Source organism: Amycolatopsis sp. NPDC024027, assembly GCF_040638975.1.
Taxonomy (GTDB): Bacteria; Actinomycetota; Actinomycetes; order Mycobacteriales; family Pseudonocardiaceae; genus Amycolatopsis.
On the sequence record NZ_JBEZYY010000020.1, the window covers coordinates 73,617 to 91,245 of the forward strand.

Below are 17,629 nucleotides of genomic sequence, written 5' to 3' on the forward strand. Positions count from 1 at the left end.
CTCACACGAGGGCCGGCTCGCGGTCGTCGCCGCGCTGGACGGCGGCGGCGACCGTGAGCGCGGCCAGCGTGGCCACGCCGAGGGCGATGCCGGTCCAGGCGACGCTCGGGAAGCCGAGCCCGGCGCCGATCGCGACGCCGCCCAGCCACGGGCCGGCGGTGTTGCCGACGTTGAACGCCGCGGTCGTGCTGGCGCCCACGAGCGTGGGCGCGTCGCCGGCGACCTGGTAGGCGCGGAGGTTCAACGCCGGGTTCACGCCGAACCCGGCCACGCCGAAGACGAGCACGGCCCCGACGGCGACGACCGCGTCGGTGGTGAGGGCGAGTACGAGCAACGCGGCCAGCGCGAGCGCGAGAAAGCCGTAGAGCGTTGCGAACGGCCGCCGGTCGGCGAGCCGGCCACCCACGCTGATCCCGATGAGCGCGCCGACGCCGAACAGCGCCAGGACACCGGGCACCCAGCCCTCGGAGAGGCCGTCGGTCTCGGTCAGCAGGGGCGCGAGGTAGCTGAACGCGGCGAAGATCATGGCCTGTGCCAGCGCGATCACGCCGAGGGCGAGCCAGACCCGGCCGCGCCGGTACAGCCGCAGTTCGCCGCGGACGCTCACCGCGCCACCGGTCGTCTCCGGCACCAGCAGCGCCACGCCCGCCACCGCGACCACGGTCACCACCGCCACGGCCCAGAACGCCGTGCGCCAGCCGGCGTGCTGGCCGAGGAACGTCCCCGCGGGCACCCCGGCGATGTTCGCCACGGTGAGGCCGCCGACCAGGACCGCCATCGCGCGGCCGCGCCGGGCGGCGGGCACGAGCGCGATGGTCGTCGCCAGGGCGACGGCCCAGAACCCGGCGCACGCGAAAGCCGCGACCACCCGGGTGGCGAAGAGGACGGCGTAGCTCCCGGCGAGGGCGCCGACGACGTGCGCCGCGACGAAGACCACGAGCAGGGCCAGCAGCGTCCGGCGGCGGGGGAGCCGGAGGGTGCCGATCGCCAGCAGCGGCGCGCCGACCACCATGCCGATGGCGAACGCCGAGATCAGCAGCCCGGCGTCGGGGATGCTCACGTGCAGGTCGGCGGCCATGCCGGGAAGCAGGCCGGTGATCATGAACTCGGACGTGCCCAGCGCGAACACGCTGAGCCCGAGGACGAAGACGGCCAGGGGCATGAGTTCTCCTCCGGATTGTGTATCGATCAGTTCAAAACTGTGGCAGCGTGAACGCCCGCTTCGGACGTGCTCGTCAGCGGGCGACGATCGCCGAAAGCGCGATGTCGGCGACGGCGTGCATGCTGGCGGGGCTGGTGCCGCGGCGAGCCATCACGCGCAGCCCCGAGGTGGTGCTGAGCATGAACTCCGCCACCTCGGCGGGGTCCAGGCCGTCCCGGAGACTGCCGTCGAGCGCGCCTTCCCGGACGCACTCGGCGAACATGGTCAGGTTCCGGTCGGTGTCGTTGCGCAGCGCGACGCCCACTTCGTCCTCCGGTAGGCCGAGTTCGGCCAGGGTGTTGACCACGAAGCAGCCGCGGCGGCGGTCCTCGAGGTCGGCCTCGATGGCGCTGTCGAGCACCGCGGCGAGCCGCTCGGCCGCGGTGCCCGGGCCGTCGAGGATCGCTTGGCGCTTGTCCAGCTGGGTGCTGGTGTAGTGCGCCAGCGAACGCCGGAAGAGGGCCCGCTTGCTGGTGAACGTGTTGTAGACGCTGCTGCGGCCGAGCCCGGTCGCTTCGCACAGATCCTGCGTCGTCGTCGCTTCGTAGCCGTGTTCCCAGAACGCGTGCATCGCCTTCTCGACGGCGGCGGCTTCGTCGAATTCCCGTGGCCTGGCCATGAAGGCACCATACCAGAGTTTTGTACTGATCAATTCATAACTGGCCCGGCTCAGCGTGCGGGCCGCCACATCGGCAAGATGACGGGGGTGGGATACGACGCGTTGCTGTGGCTTTCGTTCGGCGGCCCGGAAGGGCCCGACGAGGTGATGCCGTTCCTCGAGAACGTCACCCGGGGCCGGGGGGTGCCGCGCGAGCGGCTCCTGGAGGTCGCCGAGCACTACCAGCACTTCGGTGGCGTCTCGCCGATCAACGAGCTGAACCGCGACGCGATGGCCGCGGTCGAGAAGCAGCTCGCGGCGGCCGGGGTGGACCTGCCGGTGCACTTCGGCAACCGCAACTGGCACCCGATGGTCGAGGAAACCTTGGCCACGCTGACGTCGGACGGCGCGAAACGCGTCCTGGTGTTCCCCACGAGCGCGTACGGCGGTTACTCGGCGTGCCGCCAGTACGACGAGGACATCGAGCGTGCCCGCGCGGCGGTCGGCGAGGGCGCCCCGGAACTGGTGAAGATCCGCCAGTTCTTCGACCACCCGCTGTTCGTCGTGGCGGTCGCCGACGGCGTGCGCGCCGCCCACGCGGCACTGGGGAACGAGCCCGGGATCCGCACGGTGTTCACGGCCCACTCGGTGCCGGAGAGCGCGGATCGCGCTTCGGGACCGCCGTCGGAGGGCGGCCGCCGGTACTCGCGGCAGATCGCGGAGGCGGCGCGCCTGGTGGCGGCCGAGGCGGGCATCGCGGAGTACGACGTCGTGTGGCAGTCGCGGTCCGGGCCGCCGCAGGTGCCGTGGCTGGAGCCGGACATCGTCGACCACCTCGACGCGCTGCACGCGGCCGGGGTGCGCGGCGTGGTCGTGTCGCCGATCGGGTTCGTGTCGGACCACCTCGAGGTGATCTGGGACCTGGACAACGAGGCCGCGGAACGCGCGGCGGAGCACGGGATGGCCTTCGCCCGCGCGGCGACCGCCGGTGCGGACCCGAGGTTCGCGGAGCTGGTCGTGGAGCTGGTCCGCGAGCACACGCACGGGGTGCCGGCGCGCAAGCTGTCGTCGTTCCCGGCGGCGGGCTGCACCGTCAACGGCGCGCCCTGCGCGATCGGCTGCTGCGAACCGGCGAAGCGCCCCGCCCGTTAGGTCCGGCGCCCCACGAGGTGGAAAACGCGGCTGAGCCGGCGGTAGGGATCCCGCCGGCCGGCTTCGAACTCGACGGCCGCCACGCGCTCGGCTTCGGCCTGGTCCGGTCCGGCGCCGCTGAGGTCGAGCCAGTCGACGAACAGCCAGACTCCGTACCACTCGAGGGGTTCCACGCCGCGGCCGCGGAGGGCTTCGCTCAGTTCCGCCACCGTGTCGGCGCGCGTCGGCAGGCCCAGCACCCCGATTTCGGTCCGGGCGCCGAACGCTTCCAAGGCGTCCTCCCAGCGTCCCTCCATCGCCGGGCGCACCGCCGCCGCGTCGGCGTTGCCCGTCATGATCGAGACGAGGCCGCCGGGCGCGGCGCACCGGCACAGCTGGTCGAGGACGGGCTCCGGCCGCTCCAGGTAGCCGAGCACGCCGTGGCACAGGACGGCGTCGAAGCGACGGCCGCCGACCGCGTCTTCGGCGCTCGCGCCGTCGGCCTCCACGAAGGTCACCCGATCCCGCAAGGCCGCCGGCAGCCGCTGGCGGGCTTTGGTCAGCATCGCCGCCGACGAGTCGAGCAGGGTGACGTCGTAGCCGGCGTGGGCCAGCGGGAACGACTGGTGGCCGGCGCCGCCGCCGACGTCGAGCACCGAGGCCGGCGGGGCGGGCAGGTGTTCCAGCAGCTGCCGGTGCATCACGTAGGTGCGCACGCGCCCCTTCACTGTCGCGTAAGCGCCGTCGGCGAAATCGCCGGCCACCGCGGCCCAGGTGTCGTCGCTCATCGCGCGGGACCTCAGCCTTCGCGGGCCGTCTGCTCCGCGAACGCGCGCACCGCCTCGTCGACCGCCGCGCAGCGGGCCGTCCGGACCGCGTCGGACAGCGGCCGCAACGCCTGGGCCCGCAACGTCGAAGCCGAAGCCGACAACGCCCCGCCCGGCTCGTCCGAAGACGCGATCGCCAGGATCGCCGCGATCTCCTCGGCCCGCTGCAGCACCCGCAACGCGCGCCCGGGTGTCCCGGCCGGCCAGTCGACGTCCGGGCGCGACCGCAGGTGAGCCGACAGCTCCGCGCGCACGCCCGGCCGGTCGGAGGCCACGTCCAGGGTCTGCAACGCCCCCGCGCTGGCCCGGATCGCGTCGGTCAGCCCGTGCTCGGCCTCGCCGAGCGGGACGTACTCCGGAGCCGTCGGTGACGTCAGCGAACAAACGGTCCAGCGCACCAGGCCTTCGGCGATCGGCTCCGGCACCAGGCCGAACCCGAGGTCGGGGAGCACCAGCGCGTCGCCCGCGCGCAACGCCGCTTCGGTGAACGGGCCGCCGCCGCCGAGACCGCGCACGTCGCCGGGGACGGGCAGCACCAGGTGCAGCGATTTCGCTCCTTGCGAACGCAGCGCCATCAGCAGCTGCACCGGCGTGGCCGCCCGGTTGAAGGCCAGCGGGAGCGCGAAGGCGTCGGCCGCGGCCGCGTCGGCGGCCACGACGTCGTGGGCCTCACCCCACGCGAGCAGGGCATCGAGGACATCGTCGGACGCGGCGGCTCCGTTGAGCCACGCGCTCGACCAGACGGCGAAAGTCGCACTGGGACGGCACACGACACCCTATTTTACCGGCTCGCCCGCGATGCCGGGTGCGCGCCCACGCTGGAGCCGCTCCACGTCGACGGGCCGCCGATCCGGCAGTAGCGTCGAACGGGTGAACGCTGTTCCAGACGCTCTTCCCCGCACCGCCGGGGCCCTGCGCGCGGCCGGGTACGAGCCGCGCCCCATCGCGCAAGAGATCCACGACAACCTGCTGAGCGCCCTCAAGAACGGCGAGGACGCCTGGCCCGGCATCGTCGGGTTCTCCCGCACCGTGCTGCCGCAGCTCGAACGCGCGCTGCTGGCCGGCCACGACGTCGTCCTGCTCGGCGAACGCGGCCAGGGCAAGACCCGCCTGCTGCGCACCCTCGCCGGCCTGCTCGACGAGTGGACGCCCGTCATCGAGGGCTCCGAGCTGGGCGAACACCCGCTGCAGCCGATCACGCCCGCGTCGATCCGGCGGGCCGCCGAGCTCGGCGACGACCTGCCGGTGGCCTGGCGCCACCGCTCCGAGCGCTACACCGAAAAGCTCGCCACGCCGGACACCTCCGTCGGCGACCTGATCGGCGACGTCGACCCGGTGAAGGTCGCCGAAGGCCGCAGCCTCGGCGACCCGGAGACGATCCACTTCGGGCTCGTCCCGCGGGCCCACCGCGGGATCGTCGCCATCAACGAGCTGCCCGACCTGGCCGAACGTATCCAGGTCGCGCTGCTCAACGTGATGGAGGAGCGCGACATCCAGGTCCGCGGCTACACGCTGCGGCTGCCCCTGGACGTCCTGCTCGTCGCCACCGCGAACCCCGAGGACTACACCAACCGCGGCCGGATCATCACGCCGCTGAAGGACCGCTTCGGCGCCGAGATCCGCACCCACTACCCGCTCGACGTCGAATCGGAGATCGCCGTCGTCCGGCAGGAGGCGAACCTCGTCGCCGAAGTCGGCGAGCCGCTGCTGGAGGTGCTCGCCCGGTTCGTCCGGAACCTCCGCGAGTCGACGGTGATCGACCAGCGCTCCGGCGTGTCGGCCCGGTTCGCCGTCGCCGCGGCGGAGACCGTGGCGGCCGCGGCCCTGCGGCGCTCGGCGCTGACGGGGGAGGAGCCCGCGGTGGCCCGCCCGGTCGACCTCGACGCCGTGCCGTCGGTGCTGCGCGGCAAGATCGAGTTCGAGCCCGGCGAAGAGGGCCGCGAGATCGAGCACCTGGTGCACCTGCTGCGCCTGGCGATCGCCGAGACCGCGCGCGACCGGTTCGCCGGTCTCGACCTGCGGCCGCTGGCCGACGCGGTCGCCGACGGCCACCTGGTGTCCACCGGCGAGCGGGTGCCGGGCAAGGACGTCCTGGAAGCCCTGCCGGAGCTGCCGGTGCTGCACGAGGTCGCCCGGCGCGCCGGGGTCTCCGCCGACGAGCCCGCCGGCCGGATCGCGGCCGCCGTCGAACTGGCCCTCGAATCGCTGTTCCTGTCGCGAAGGCTCGCCAAGGACTCCGACGACACGACGACCGTCTACGGCCGATGACCGCGGTCCCGCTTCCCGACGGCTACTCCTACGGCCCGTGGCACGACGGGCCGGACCCCCTGGCGCCGCCGGCCGACCTGCGCGACGCGCTCGACGAGATCGGCCGCGACGTCATGGCCGGGGCCTCGCCGCGGGCCGCGCTGGAGGAGATGCTCCGGCGCGGCACCGAGCGCACCGCGGGCCTCGACGAGCTGACCCGGCGGCTCTGGCAGCGCCGCTCGCAGATCCAGCGGCGCAACAACCTCGACGGCACCCTCCAGGAGGTCCAGCGCCTGCTGCAGGAGGCCCTCGACGCCGAGCGGCGCGAGCTGTTCCCGGACCCGGACGACGACGCCCGGTTCCGGGAGGCCCAGCTCGACGCGCTGCCGCCGGGCACGGCCGCGGCCGTCAACGAGCTGGCGAACTACGACTGGCGCTCCGAACAGGGCCGGGAAAGCTACCAGCAGATCCGGGACCTGCTCGGCCAGGAGCTGATGGAGTCCCGGTTCCAGGGCATGAAGCAGGCGCTGCAGAACGCCGGGCCCGAGGACGTCGAGCGGATCAACGAGATGCTCTCCGACCTCAACGACCTCCTCGCGGCACACGCCCGGGGCGCCGAGGACATCCAGCAGCGCTTCGAAGACTTCATGGGCAAGCACGGCGAGTTCTTCCCCGAGAACCCGCGGAACGTCGAGGAGCTGATCGACGCGCTGGCCGAGCGGTCGGCGGCCGCGCAGCGCATGCTCAACTCGATGTCGGCCGAGCAGCGCGCGGAACTCGCCGAGCTGACCCAGCAGGCGTTCGGCGACCCGCGGCTGGCGCAGCAGCTGTCCCAATTGGACAGTCAGCTCCGGGCGGCGCGCCCGGGCGAGGACTGGACCGGCTCGGCGCGCTTTCGCGGCAACAACCCGCTGGGCATGGGCGAAGGCGCCCAGGCCATGCAGGATCTCGCGGAACTGGACGCGCTGGCCGAGCAGCTGGGCCAGTCCTACCCCGGCGCGCGGCTGGAGGACATCGACCTGGAGGCCCTGGAGGCCCAGCTCGGCAAGGACGCGGGCGTCGACGCCCGGCGGCTGGCCGAGCTGGAGCGCGAACTGCGTCGCCAGGGCCTGTTCGAGCGCGCCGCCGACGGCTCGCTCCGGTTGTCGCCCAAGGCGTTGCGGCGCCTCGGCGAGACAGCGCTGTCCGACATCGTGAACGCGCTGCGCGGCAAGACCGGTGAGCGCGAGACCGAGTCGGCGGGCGCGGCCGGCGAGCCCACCGGCGCGTCGCGGCCGTGGCGGTTCGGGGACATGCAGCCCTGGGACGTGCCGCGGACCATCCGCAACGCCGTGCTGCGTTCGGTGTCGGTGGGGGAGCGGCAGGTGCGCCTCGACGTCGAGGACGTCGAAGTGGTCGAGACCGAGCACCGGTCCCGCGCGGCGGTGGCGCTGCTGGTCGACACGTCGTGGTCGATGGTGCAGGAAGACCGCTGGCTGCCGATGAAGCGCACCGCGCTCGCGCTGCACCAGCTGATCAGCACCCGCTTCCGCAACGACGCCCTGCAGCTGATCACGTTCGGCCGCTACGCGCAGTCGGTGGAGCTGCCGGAGCTGGTCGGCCTGGAGGGGGCGTGGGAGCAGGGCACCAACGCCCACCACGGGCTGCTGCTCGCCGGGCAGCACCTGCGGCGGCACCCGGACGCCCAGCCGGTGGTCCTGATGGTCACCGACGGCGAGCCGACGGCCCACCTGGAACCCGACGGCGAGGCGGTCTTCGACTACCCGCCCCAGCCCCGGACCCTCCTCAAGACACTGTCCGAAGTGGACCGCCTGGCGAAGCTGGGTGCGTCGATTTCGGTGTTCCGCCTCGGCGACGACCCGCGGCTGACGTCGTTCGTGGACCTGATCGCCCGCCGCTCGGGCGGCCGGGTGATCGCCCCGGACCTCGACGGGCTCGGCGCGGCGGTGGTGGGCGACTACCTGCGCACGCGGCGGTGACGTGAGCGGGTGCTCCCGCGGGAGCACCCGCTCACGGACGTCCGGGGTGGTACCGCCGGAGGCGCACCGCCCGCGGGTCGATCCACCGGCCGGGCACGGGCTGCTCGGCCAGCGGGTCGGCCCACCGCACCCGCAGCCGGTCCGGGTGCGCTTCCTGGATGCGGACCTCGGTCCACCGGCCCGGCGCCTCCTCGGCCCACCACGGTTCGGCCAGGCTCGACAGGCCGTCGCGGCGGACCACCTCCTCGGCCTCGTCACGCCCGGACGGCGCGGCCAGCACTCCGTGGAACACCGTGACCGGCTCCCAGCCAGCTGCGGCGAGCCGGAGGTGGCCGAGGAGCTCGCCGTCCTCCTCGCGCCGGACCTCGACCGGGCTCACAGCTCCACGCCCAGCCGGTCGCGGACGGCGGCGATGACCTGTTCGGTCTGGGTTCGCAAGGCGGCCAGACCGGCCTGCTCGTCCGCTGAGCCGACGTAGCCCGTCAAGTCCGCCCGGACTCCCCGCTTCCAGACGGCCGTGACCTGCTGCGTCGCCGCGACGTCCTCGTCCGGGCGCCCGTCGACGAGGACGAGGTCGGCGCGCAGCCCCGTCCGGATCCGGCCGCGATCGGCCAGCCGGAACACGTCGGCGGGGCGCGCGGTCGCGGCGGTGAGCGCCGCCGACGGCGAGAACCCCGCCGTCACCAGGTGCCCCAGCTCGCGATGCAGGCTCGCGCCGTGGACGGTGCCCGGGTTGGGCGCGTCCGTCCCGGCCAGCACCGGTACGCCGGCCTCGAGCAGCAGCCGGGCGTTGGCCCGCGCGGCCGCGAAGTCCGGCAGCTGCGGCGGCAGCCACCGCTGCGCTTGCCGCGAGAGGACCGTGCACCACGCCGGACCCAGGCGGGGCACGAGGGCGGGTTCCCCGAGCAGCCCGCCGTCGCCGGGGAAGCCGTCGGCCACCGACAGCGTCGAGATCACCGCGACGCCCGCCGCGGCGATCGCCTCGGCCTGCCGGCCGGTGAGCGCGTCGAACGGGACGTGCGCGAGCACGTCGACCCCGGTGGGCAGCAAATCCATCGCTCCGCGGGCGGTGGACACGTGCGCGGCGACGACCAGGCCGGCCGCGTGCGCGGCTTCGGTCAGCGCGGCGACCGTCGGCACGTCCAGCGACGGCATCGGCATCGGGCCGCCGCCGGTGCCGTCGTCGTAGAGCACCTTCAGGTGCGCCGCGCCTTCGGCGACGCGGTCGGCGACGAACCGCGCGGCGTCCCGCGGTCCGGTCACGGTCGGGAACGGCGCGTACATCATGCTCGGGTGCCCGCCCGGTGCCGTGGCCCCGACGCTCGAGGACCGCACGCCGGCGCAGTCCGGCCCGGCGGCGCGGGCCAGGGCTTCCCGGACCGTGTCCGGCTTGCTGAACATGTCGAGCACGGTCGTGACGCCGAAGGTGAGGGCCTGCCGGGGCGCGCCGGGCAGCAGGTGCACGTGGGCGTCGATCAGCCCGGGCAGCAGGGTGCCGCCGCGGGCGTCGACGTGCTCGTCGCCGGGGCGGAGCAGGGTGTCGTCGCCGATCGCGGCGATGCGGCCGCCGGTGAGCCGGACGGCGGTGTGGTCGGTGCGGCGCTCGCCGTCGAAGACGCGGGCGCCGGTGATGGTCGTGGTCACGAGCGTCACGGTAGAAGTTGACACCGTGTGAAGGTCAACTTCTAAGCTGGTGGCATGCGGTACTCGATCAGCCAGGTCGCGAAGGCGTCCGGCGTCTCGGCGCGGATGCTCCGCCACTACGACGCGATCGGCCTGCTCACGCCGTCGTCGGTGGCCGCGAACGGCTACCGCTGGTACGGGCGACCCGAACTGCTGCGCCTGCAGCGCATCCTGCTGCTGCGGCGGCTCGGCCTCGGCCTGGCCGAGATCGGGGCCGTGCTGGGCGACCAGGCCGACGAGACGGCCGCGCTGCGCGGGCACCTGGCCCAGCTCGAGCAGGAGCGGCGCCGCCTCGACCGCGTCATCGCCACCGTCGAGGAGACGATCGCCGATCTCGCCCACGCCCGGATCGACGACCCGGACCGGTTCTTCGCCGGGCTGCGGAAGGACGGCGCCGCCATGCGGCAGAGCTACCGCGAGACGTTCGGCGAAGGTGCCGCGGTGGCCTTCGACACCGCCCAGGCCGCCCAGGCCGGGCTCACCGCCGCGGACTACGAGCACGCCGCCGCCCGCAGCGCCGCGCTGTTCCGGCGGCTGGCCGCCGTCATGCGCTCCGGCGCCGCGCCGGAAGACCCCGCCGCGCTCGACGCCGTCGCCGAGCACCACGAGTCCGTGAGCCACTTCTGGCAGCCGACCGCCCCCGCCTACGCCGCGATGGGCGGGCTGTACCTGAACGATCCCCGGCAACGGGAGCTGGCCGAGCGGGCCGATCCGGAGCTGCCGGCGTGGCTCGCGCGCGCCATCGAAGCCTACGCGCGAGTACGGCTCGTCCCACCGCTCGGGAAGGCCTGACGGCCCGGCAATTACAGTCGGGGTATGCAGACTTGGTCATCGGTCGACGTGCCCCGCATCCCCGGCACCCCCCGCCCGCTGCGGCTCCACGACACGGCCACCGGGCAGATCCGCCCGACCGCGCCCGGCGCCACCGCCCGGATGTACGTCTGCGGCATCACGCCCTACGACGCGACGCACCTGGGGCACGCCGCGACCTACCTCGCCTTCGACCTGGTGAACCGCGTCTGGCGGGACAACGGGCACGACGTCCACTACGTGCAGAACGTCACGGACATCGACGAGCCGCTGCTGGAGCGCGCGCAGCGCGACCAGGACGACTGGGTCGTGCTGGGCATGCGGGAGACGGCGCTGTTCCGCGAGGACATGACCGCGCTGCGGGTGGTCCCCCCGCGGCAGTTCGTCGGCGCCGTCGAGAGCATCCCGGAGATCGTCGAGGTCATCGCCAAGCTGCTGGCCAACGGCAGCGCCTACCGCGCGGACGACCCGGAGTTCCCCGACGTCTACTTCGACCACACGGCGACCGGGAAGTTCGGCTACGAGTCGAACTACGACGCCGAAACGATGGCGAAGTTCTTCGCCGAGCGCGGCGGCGACCCCGACCGGGCCGGCAAGCGCCACCCGCTGGACGCCCTGCTGTGGCGCGTGGCCCGCGAGGGCGAGCCGTCGTGGGAGTCCGAGCTGGGCGCGGGCCGCCCGGGCTGGCACATCGAGTGCAGCGCGATCGCGGTCAACCGGCTGGGCCTCGGGTTCGACCTCCAGGGCGGCGGCTCGGACCTGATCTTCCCGCACCACGAGTACAGCGCGGCGCACGCCGAAGCCGTCGCCAAGGACGGTCAGTTCGCCCGCCACTACGTGCACGCCGGGATGATCGGCCTCGACGGCGAGAAGATGTCGAAGTCGCGCGGGAACCTCGTGTTCGTCTCCCGGCTGCGCGCCGACAAGGTCGACCCGGGTGCGATCCGGCTGGCGCTGTTCGCCGGTCACTACCGCGACGACCGCCCTTGGACGGACCGGCTGCTGGCCGACGCCGAAACCCGGCTCGCGCGCTGGCGGGAGGCCGTTTCGCTGGCAACGGGCCCGGCCGCGGAGGACACCGTCACGCGGCTGCGCGACCACCTGTCCGACGACCTCGACACGCCGAAGGCCCTCGCGGCGATCGACGCGTGGGCGAACGAGGCCCTGCGCCGCGACGGCCCCGACCCGGCGGCCCCCGGCCTGATCCGCGACGCCGTCGACGCCCTTCTCGGCATCGCGCTCTGAGCACGGCGAAGGGCCCGGTAGTGCGCCGGGCCCTTCGCGTGGATAACGACCTACCCGGCCGCGGGACGGCCGGCGGCAAGCTCCAGCCGGTCACCCGCCCAATCCCGGCGCAGCCACCGGTCGTGGGACGCGATGACGACGGCGCCCGGGGCCGTCTCCAGTGCCGCGAACAGTTCTTCCGCCAGGGTCAGCGAAATGTGGTTCGTCGGCTCGTCCAGCAGGAGCACGTCCGGCGGTTCGGCGAGCAGGATCGCCAGCGCCAGCCGCCGCCGCTGACCGACCGACAGCGCCCCCACCGGCTGGCGCAGATCCCGCGACGCCAGCAGGCCCAGCCGGCTCAGCGGGGGAGCGTCCTCGCCGAGCGCGTCCCGGTACACCCGGGCCGCGTTCCGTTCCGGCTCGGCGAACACGACGTCCTGCTCCAGCAACCCGATCCGCACGCCATGTCCGAAGTGGACGGTCCCGGCCGCGGGTGCGAGCCGGCCGGCCAGTACCGACAGCAGCGTCGACTTCCCGGCGCCGTGCCCGCCGGTGACGAGCAGCCGGGCCGAACCACCGACGTCCAGCCGTGGCAGCGACAACCGGCCCGGCACTTCGAGCGAGCGCACCGAGATCGCCGGGCCGTCGCCGGCCGCGCGCCCGGTGAGTTCCGCCTTGAACCGCAACGGCGCCGGCGGTTTGCGCACCTGGTCGCGTTCCAGGTTCTCCAGGCGCTGCTCGGCGTCGCGCACCCGCCGCGAGATGGTCTTCTGGACGCGGGCGCCCTTGAAGGCGTGGATGAACTTGTCGTTGTCGCGCGGGGCGCGGCCGTAGGCGACGTTGCGCGCCGTGACCGCGACGGTTTCCCGCAGCTCCTTCAGTTCCTCCTGTTCCTCGGCGTAACGCTGCTCCCACCGCGCCCGCTCGGCCTTCTTGTGGCCGAGGTAGTCGCGATAGCTGCCGCCGTAGCGGACCGCGCCGCCGGCCTGCCGGTCGGCCGCGGCCGGGTCGAGGTCGACGATGTCGGTGCAGACGGCGTCGAGGAACACCCGATCGTGCGAGGACAGCACCACGATCCCGGTGAGCTCGGTGAGGTGCCGTTCCAGGAACGCCATCGCGGAGTCGTCGAGGTGGTTGGTCGGCTCGTCGAGCAGGAGCGTCTCCGGTTGCCGGATCAGCAGCGCGGCCAGGCCGAGCCGCGAGCGCTGCCCGCCCGACAGCGTGCCGAGCCGCCGGTCCGGGGCGACGCCGCCGAGGCCGAGCCCGTCGCAGACGAGCTTGGCGCGGCGGTCGGCGTCCCAGAGGTCGTGGGCCTGGGCCCACTCCAGCACCCGGCCGTACTCCTCGAGCACATCCCGGTCGTCGGGCCGGTCGGTCATGGCCGCGGTCAGCTCGTCGAGGCGGGCCGCGGCGGCCCGGATCTCGGCGAGCGCGCCGTCGAGCACGTCGGCGAAGGTGGCGTCCATCGGATACGGCAGTTCCTGCAGCAGGAACCCGACGTCCGGGCCGCGGAGCACTTCGCCGGAGCGTGGTTCCTCGAGCCCGGCGAGCAGGCGCAGCAGGGTGGACTTGCCGGTGCCGTTCTCGCCGACCAGGCCGAGCCGCTGCCCGGCCGACGCGGTGAGGGAAACGCCGTCGAGGACGAGGCGGGTGCCGTAGCCGAAGACGACGTCCTTGGCCTGCACCGGAAAAAGGGTGGACATGTGCGCTCACCGAGCCCTGGGGAGAAAGCGGATATCCCAGCCGGGCGTCGTGGCACGCGGGAGCGTCGGCTCGACCGGTGCCGCCTCAGGCGGGATGGGCGCGGTTCAGTTCCTCATAGTGGCACCAGGTTAACGCAACAGCAGTAGAGTTAGTCAACCGGTTATGGCCTGGGTCACATCCGGCAGGCCCGCCGTCGACCGTTCGGCCGCCGCGGTGCCGTCGGTGAGGAACGCCAGCAACGCGGTCAGCTGGCGGCGGTCGAAGCGGGCGAGGCGTTCGCCGACGAACCGGGCCATCGGCGCGTACAGCTCGGCGAGCTCGGCCATCCGGTCGGGGAGTGGTCGCACCACGAGCCGGCGCCGGTCGGCGGGATCGGGGGCGCGCTCGGCGAGCCGGTGCCGTTCCATCCGGTCGAGCAGCCGGGTGAACGCGCCCGTGCTCATCCCCAGCAGCCGGGCGAGCTCGGTCGGGGAGTCGCTGACCCGGCCGTGGAGCAGGTGCAGGCAGTGCAGCTCGGTCGGGGTGACGGCCATCCGCTCGGCGACCGCCGCGTGGAAGAGCGCGGTCGAGCCCACGAAGCGGGGGAGGGCGAGAGCGGCGGCGGTGGCGAGTTCGCGCTGGTCGGGCAACGTCCATCCAAGGTCGGGTCACAGCTCAATCACTGCTTCGTGCAGTCACTGCCCCGCGAACGATAGCGGAGCCGGTTGACAAACCCGCAAGCGGGACCAACTATGAAAGAAGACTTTCGAAATGATTCTTTCAGATGGGACGACCGATGGCCGAGCTGCCGCCGCGCAAGCGGATCGAAGACGTCGAGCTGCTGCGCGCGCTGGCCCACCCGCTCCGCTCGGCGCTGCTGAACCACCTCACCGCCGTCGGCCCGCGCACCGCGAGCGAGTGCGCGGAGGCGGTCGGCTCCACGGCGTCCAACTGCAGCTGGCACCTGCGGCAGCTCGCCCAGTACGGCCTGGTCGAGCGGGCCGATGCCGAGGACGGCCGGGAACGCCCGTGGCGTGCCCGGCAGGTCGGGCTGGACATCGGCCAGTTCGCCGACGACCCGGCCCGCCGGGCCGCCCAGCTGGGCGTCGTGGGCGCGAGCCTCGGCCACGAGCAGGAACTGACCCAGCGCTACCTGGATTCCCTCGATGACCTCGACCCGGCCTGGGTCGCGGCGTCCGGGCTCTCGACGTACACGCTGCGCGTCACGCCGGAAGAGCTGACCCGGCTCGGCGACGCGATCGACGCGCTGGTCCGGCCCTACGTCGGCGCGATCCGGCCGGACGCCCCGGCGAACGCGCGCCCGGTGCACGTCAGCCTCCGGGCGTTCCCGCGCATCGAACACTCGGGGAAGGCGGAGGAATGAAGCAGCTGCTGGGGGTACCGGCGTTCGCCCGGCTGTGGGTGGCCGCGTTCTTCGGGGAGACGGCCGAGTGGATGCTGCAGGTGGCGTTGCCGATCTACGTCTTCCAGCGCACCGGCTCCGCCGCGACGACGGCGCTGAGCATCGTGCTCGGCCTGCTGCCCACGGTGCTGCTGAGCCCGGTGGCCGGCGTCGTCGCGGACCGGTGGAACCGCCGCGCGGTGCTGTTCGGCGTCTGCTGCGGGCTCGCCGTCGTGGCCCTTCCGCTCCTGGCCGAGCCCGGCGTCACCGTGGTGTACGCGGTGATGGCCGCCCAGGCGGCGTGCGCGTCGGTGTTCGAACCCGCGCGCAACGCACTCGTGCCGGAACTCGTCGGTGTCGCGGAGGTGACCGCGGCGAACGGGCTGATGAGCGTGAACGGCAGCGTCGCCCGGCTGGCCGGCGGCTGGGCCGGCGGTGCCCTGCTGGGCTTCGGCGGGCTCACCGACGTCATCACCGGCTACCTGGCCGTCCTCGTGGTCGCCGCGGCCCTGCTGGCCAGGCCGTTCCGCCGGGTCGCCGCGCCCGCGCCGGCGGCCGTGCGGGAACCGGTGGTGCGGGCCTGGCTGGACGGCCTGCGCGAACTGACGCACAACCGGCGGCTCGCGCGGCCCGGCCTCGCGCTCGTGCTCACCTCCTTGGCCCAGGGCATGTTCCTGGTGCTGTTCGTGGTCTACGTGCTGGACGTCCTGGGCGGCAGCGAAGCCGACGCGGGCCTGCTGCGCGGGGTGCAGGCGATCGGCGGGCTGGCCGCCGGGTTCGCCGTCGCCACCGTGGCCCGGCGGGTCGCGCCGGTCGCCCTGCTCGGCTGGGGTGCACTCGGGCTGGGCCTGCTGTCCGCGGTGATCTGGAACCTGGCCCCGGTGACGACGGCGCTGGGGGTGTACGCCGGGCTGTTCGCCCTGGCGGGTGCCCCGGGCGTGGCCGTCGGCGCCGGAACGCTCTCGGAGATCCAGCGCGCGGTCACCCCCGAGCGGGCCGGGCGCGTGCTGAGCACGACGTTCGCCGCGATGGCGACTTTCACGACGGTCGGTGCGCTGCTCGCCGGGGCGCTGGTGGCGACGACCGGGGCGGCGGTGCTGCTGAACGTCCAGGCCGGCGTCTACGTCGTCGCCGGGCTGCTGATGCTGCTCCCGCGCCGGGGGTGGACCCGGCAGTTGGTGTGGAGGAACCGGGCCGTCCCCTCGGTGAAGTCGTAGATCGCCACCGTCTGGGTGTCCTCCAGCGGATCAGCCGAGGGCATGAGGAAGTGCGTCCGGCTCACCGGAAGCAGCTCGTACCTCAGGCGGGCGGGCTTGCCCAGGAATTCCGCCTGCATCGGGTCGAGGTCCAGCGTCACGTGCAGGGCGCCACCTTCGGCGGACACCTCGTACCGGGCGCCGGGCCGCTCGTAGACCCCCTCGTACCTCGGCAGATCGAGCCGCAGGGCCGGGTCCGGCTCCGGCAGCTCCGGCGGGACGACCGTGCCGAGGTCGCCCACGATCTCGGTGAACACCTTGCGCGCGAAGCTTTCCCGCGGGCCACCGTTGGTCAGCACGGCGACGGCGGTGTTCGAGTCCGGCAGGATCCGCAGCCGGGCGTTCTGGCCGATCGTGCTGCCGTCGGTGGCGTAGACGGTTTCGCCGTGCCAGTCGCCGACGATCAGGCCGAGGGCCCACTCCGGCCCGAACAGGTACGGATCCGGGACCGGCACCCGCGACCGCAGCATCTCCCGGACGCTCGCGGCCGACACGATCCGCCTGCCGTCCGGCGCGAGACCGGCGTGGAGCAGGACGTGCGCCATCGTGAGCACGTCGCGGACCGTCGAGGTGATGCCGCCGCCGGGGCCGAACTCCCGGGGGAGGTAGGGCATCGGCGTGACGATGGGACCCTCGGCCCGGGAACGGAGCAGGTGCCCGGTCGCGGCCCGCGTTTCGTCCACCTGTTCGCGGCGGCTGTTCGTGCCGGTCAGGCCCAGGGGCGTGAAGAGCCGGTCCCGCAGGACGTCGTCCCAGCGCTTGCCGTCGAGGACCTCCACGATCCGCGCGAGGACCGCGTAACCGAGCGCCGCGCTGTAGCCGTGGGTGTGGCCCAGCGGGAAGACCTGCGGTGCGTCGGCGATGTTCCCGACCATGCGCTCGTAGATGTCGTCGTCTTCGCCGGGGTCGCCGAAGGCTTCTTCGATGCCGTTGGTGTGGTTGAGCAGGTGCCGCGCGGTCACCTTCGCGGTCGTTTCCGGATCGGCCACCGCGAACCCGGGCAGGTAGGTCCGGATCGGCTCGTCCAGATCCGCCGTGCCCTCGTCGACCAGCTGCAGGAAGGCCAGGGCGGTCCACGTCTTCGTCATCGAACCGCACTGGTAGACCGTGTCCGTCGTCGCCGGTTCGGCGGTTTCGACGTCCTTGACGCCGACGGCGAACTCGGAGATCCCGCCGTCGCGGAGCACGCCGACCGCGGCGCTCGGGATGCCGTACTCGGCCAGCAGCGCCGAGACCCGATCCCGGATCGTCATCGGCGGAGCCCCACGGCGTTCGCGGCGTCCGCTTCGAAGTACTCCGTCGTGGCGTGGGCGCCGGCGTGGGTCTCGAAGAACTCCCGGACGGCGTCGGCGGAGTCGTGGGCGATGACGTTCACCGCCCGGGTGCCGTCCGTGCTCGCGACCGCCAGCTGCCACACCGCGCCCGGCGGAAGCCGGCCGTGGGCCTTCTTCAAGCCGTTCCAGAACTTGCTTCCGTCCGACACGGCCGAGATGGCCAGTACGTGCGTCTTGGCTTTCGTCATGCGGAAAAGCTACGTTGCGTTTCACTATGACTCAAAGAAGATCCCGACTCGACCAGCGAATCATTG

The 17,629-nt window shown here is 73.4% G+C and carries 17 protein-coding genes; 7 read left to right on the forward strand and 10 right to left on the reverse strand.

Going from position 1 to position 17,629, the window contains the following annotated elements; all coding sequences use genetic code 11:
* Position 1: 1 nt before the first annotated feature.
* Together AB0F52_RS37680 and AB0F52_RS37685 are read right to left on the reverse strand one after the other, a co-directional pair.
* Positions 2 to 1,162: a Cmx/CmrA family chloramphenicol efflux MFS transporter gene (locus AB0F52_RS37680; RefSeq protein ID WP_360181333.1), complete on the reverse strand. Its 1,161-nt coding sequence runs from the start codon at positions 1,160 to 1,162 to the stop codon at positions 2 to 4.
* Between the two features lie 73 nt (positions 1,163 to 1,235).
* Positions 1,236 to 1,820, reverse strand: coding sequence for a TetR/AcrR family transcriptional regulator (locus AB0F52_RS37685; RefSeq protein ID WP_360181336.1), 585 nt, complete (start codon positions 1,818 to 1,820; stop codon positions 1,236 to 1,238).
* A gap of 87 nt (positions 1,821 to 1,907) precedes the next feature.
* Between AB0F52_RS37685 and AB0F52_RS37690 the strand changes: the two genes are divergently transcribed.
* Complete coding sequence (locus tag AB0F52_RS37690; RefSeq protein WP_360181701.1) at positions 1,908 to 2,951, forward strand: ferrochelatase; 1,044 nt, start codon at positions 1,908 to 1,910, stop codon at positions 2,949 to 2,951.
* Here the strand turns inward: AB0F52_RS37690 and AB0F52_RS37695 are convergent.
* Together AB0F52_RS37695 and AB0F52_RS37700 are read right to left on the reverse strand one after the other, a co-directional pair.
* Entirely contained in the window at positions 2,948 to 3,718 is a 771-nt protein-coding gene (locus AB0F52_RS37695) for a methyltransferase (protein ID WP_360181339.1), read from the reverse strand. The two genes, AB0F52_RS37690 and AB0F52_RS37695, sit on opposite strands and share 4 nt — an antisense overlap.
* 11 nt (positions 3,719 to 3,729) lie before the next feature.
* Positions 3,730 to 4,527, reverse strand: coding sequence for a hypothetical protein (locus AB0F52_RS37700; RefSeq protein ID WP_360181342.1), 798 nt, complete (start codon positions 4,525 to 4,527; stop codon positions 3,730 to 3,732).
* Between the two features lie 100 nt (positions 4,528 to 4,627).
* On the opposite strand from AB0F52_RS37700, the gene AB0F52_RS37705 reads away from it, so the two are divergent.
* Together AB0F52_RS37705 and AB0F52_RS37710 are read left to right on the forward strand one after the other, a co-directional pair.
* The gene (locus AB0F52_RS37705; protein ID WP_360181345.1) at positions 4,628 to 6,025 is read left to right on the forward strand and encodes an ATP-binding protein; all 1,398 of its coding nucleotides are present in this window, start codon (positions 4,628 to 4,630) and stop codon (positions 6,023 to 6,025) included.
* Positions 6,022 to 7,983, forward strand: coding sequence for a VWA domain-containing protein (locus tag AB0F52_RS37710; RefSeq protein ID WP_360181348.1), 1,962 nt, complete (start codon positions 6,022 to 6,024; stop codon positions 7,981 to 7,983). Before AB0F52_RS37705 ends, AB0F52_RS37710 begins: the two co-directional genes overlap by 4 nt.
* A 31-nt stretch (positions 7,984 to 8,014) precedes the next feature.
* On the opposite strand, the gene AB0F52_RS37715 is transcribed toward AB0F52_RS37710, so the two are convergent.
* Together AB0F52_RS37715 and AB0F52_RS37720 are read right to left on the reverse strand one after the other, a co-directional pair.
* Positions 8,015 to 8,362 carry a hypothetical protein gene (locus AB0F52_RS37715; RefSeq protein ID WP_360181351.1) on the reverse strand — a complete coding sequence of 116 codons (348 nt, stop codon included), beginning with the start codon at positions 8,360 to 8,362 and terminating at the stop codon, positions 8,015 to 8,017.
* Positions 8,359 to 9,627, reverse strand: a complete 1,269-nt coding sequence (locus AB0F52_RS37720; protein WP_360181354.1) for an amidohydrolase family protein — start codon at positions 9,625 to 9,627, stop codon at positions 8,359 to 8,361. Before AB0F52_RS37720 ends, AB0F52_RS37715 begins: the two co-directional genes overlap by 4 nt.
* A gap of 54 nt (positions 9,628 to 9,681) precedes the next feature.
* Here AB0F52_RS37720 and AB0F52_RS37725 point away from each other — a divergent pair, with 54 nt between their 5' ends.
* On the forward strand, positions 9,682 to 10,458 hold the full coding sequence (locus AB0F52_RS37725; RefSeq protein WP_360181357.1) for a MerR family transcriptional regulator: 777 nt from the start codon (positions 9,682 to 9,684) through the stop codon (positions 10,456 to 10,458).
* A gap of 24 nt (positions 10,459 to 10,482) precedes the next feature.
* Positions 10,483 to 11,721 (forward strand): cysteine--1-D-myo-inosityl 2-amino-2-deoxy-alpha-D-glucopyranoside ligase, encoded by a 1,239-nt coding sequence (mshC, locus tag AB0F52_RS37730; RefSeq protein ID WP_360181360.1) that lies wholly within the window; start codon positions 10,483 to 10,485, stop codon positions 11,719 to 11,721.
* 50 nt (positions 11,722 to 11,771) lie between these two features.
* On the opposite strand, the gene AB0F52_RS37735 is transcribed toward mshC, so the two are convergent.
* Both AB0F52_RS37735 and AB0F52_RS37740 read right to left on the reverse strand, forming a co-directional pair.
* Positions 11,772 to 13,403, reverse strand: a complete 1,632-nt coding sequence (locus AB0F52_RS37735; RefSeq protein ID WP_360181363.1) for an ABC-F family ATP-binding cassette domain-containing protein — start codon at positions 13,401 to 13,403, stop codon at positions 11,772 to 11,774.
* A gap of 153 nt (positions 13,404 to 13,556) precedes the next feature.
* On the reverse strand, positions 13,557 to 14,033 hold the full coding sequence (locus AB0F52_RS37740; protein ID WP_360181366.1) for a MarR family transcriptional regulator: 477 nt from the start codon (positions 14,031 to 14,033) through the stop codon (positions 13,557 to 13,559).
* A 146-nt stretch (positions 14,034 to 14,179) separates the two neighbouring features.
* On the opposite strand from AB0F52_RS37740, the gene AB0F52_RS37745 reads away from it, so the two are divergent.
* Both AB0F52_RS37745 and AB0F52_RS37750 read left to right on the forward strand, forming a co-directional pair.
* Positions 14,180 to 14,767, forward strand: coding sequence for a helix-turn-helix domain-containing protein (locus AB0F52_RS37745; RefSeq protein WP_103342659.1), 588 nt, complete (start codon positions 14,180 to 14,182; stop codon positions 14,765 to 14,767).
* Entirely contained in the window at positions 14,764 to 16,002 is a 1,239-nt protein-coding gene (locus AB0F52_RS37750) for an MFS transporter (RefSeq protein ID WP_360181369.1), read from the forward strand. Before AB0F52_RS37745 ends, AB0F52_RS37750 begins: the two co-directional genes overlap by 4 nt.
* Here AB0F52_RS37750 and AB0F52_RS37755 read toward each other — a convergent pair.
* Complete coding sequence (locus AB0F52_RS37755; protein WP_360181372.1) at positions 15,906 to 17,294, reverse strand: serine hydrolase; 1,389 nt, start codon at positions 17,292 to 17,294, stop codon at positions 15,906 to 15,908. The two genes, AB0F52_RS37750 and AB0F52_RS37755, sit on opposite strands and share 97 nt — an antisense overlap.
* Entirely contained in the window at positions 17,291 to 17,563 is a 273-nt protein-coding gene (locus AB0F52_RS37760; protein ID WP_360181375.1) for a hypothetical protein, read from the reverse strand. Before AB0F52_RS37760 ends, AB0F52_RS37755 begins: the two co-directional genes overlap by 4 nt.
* Between the last annotated feature and the right edge of the window lie 66 nt (positions 17,564 to 17,629).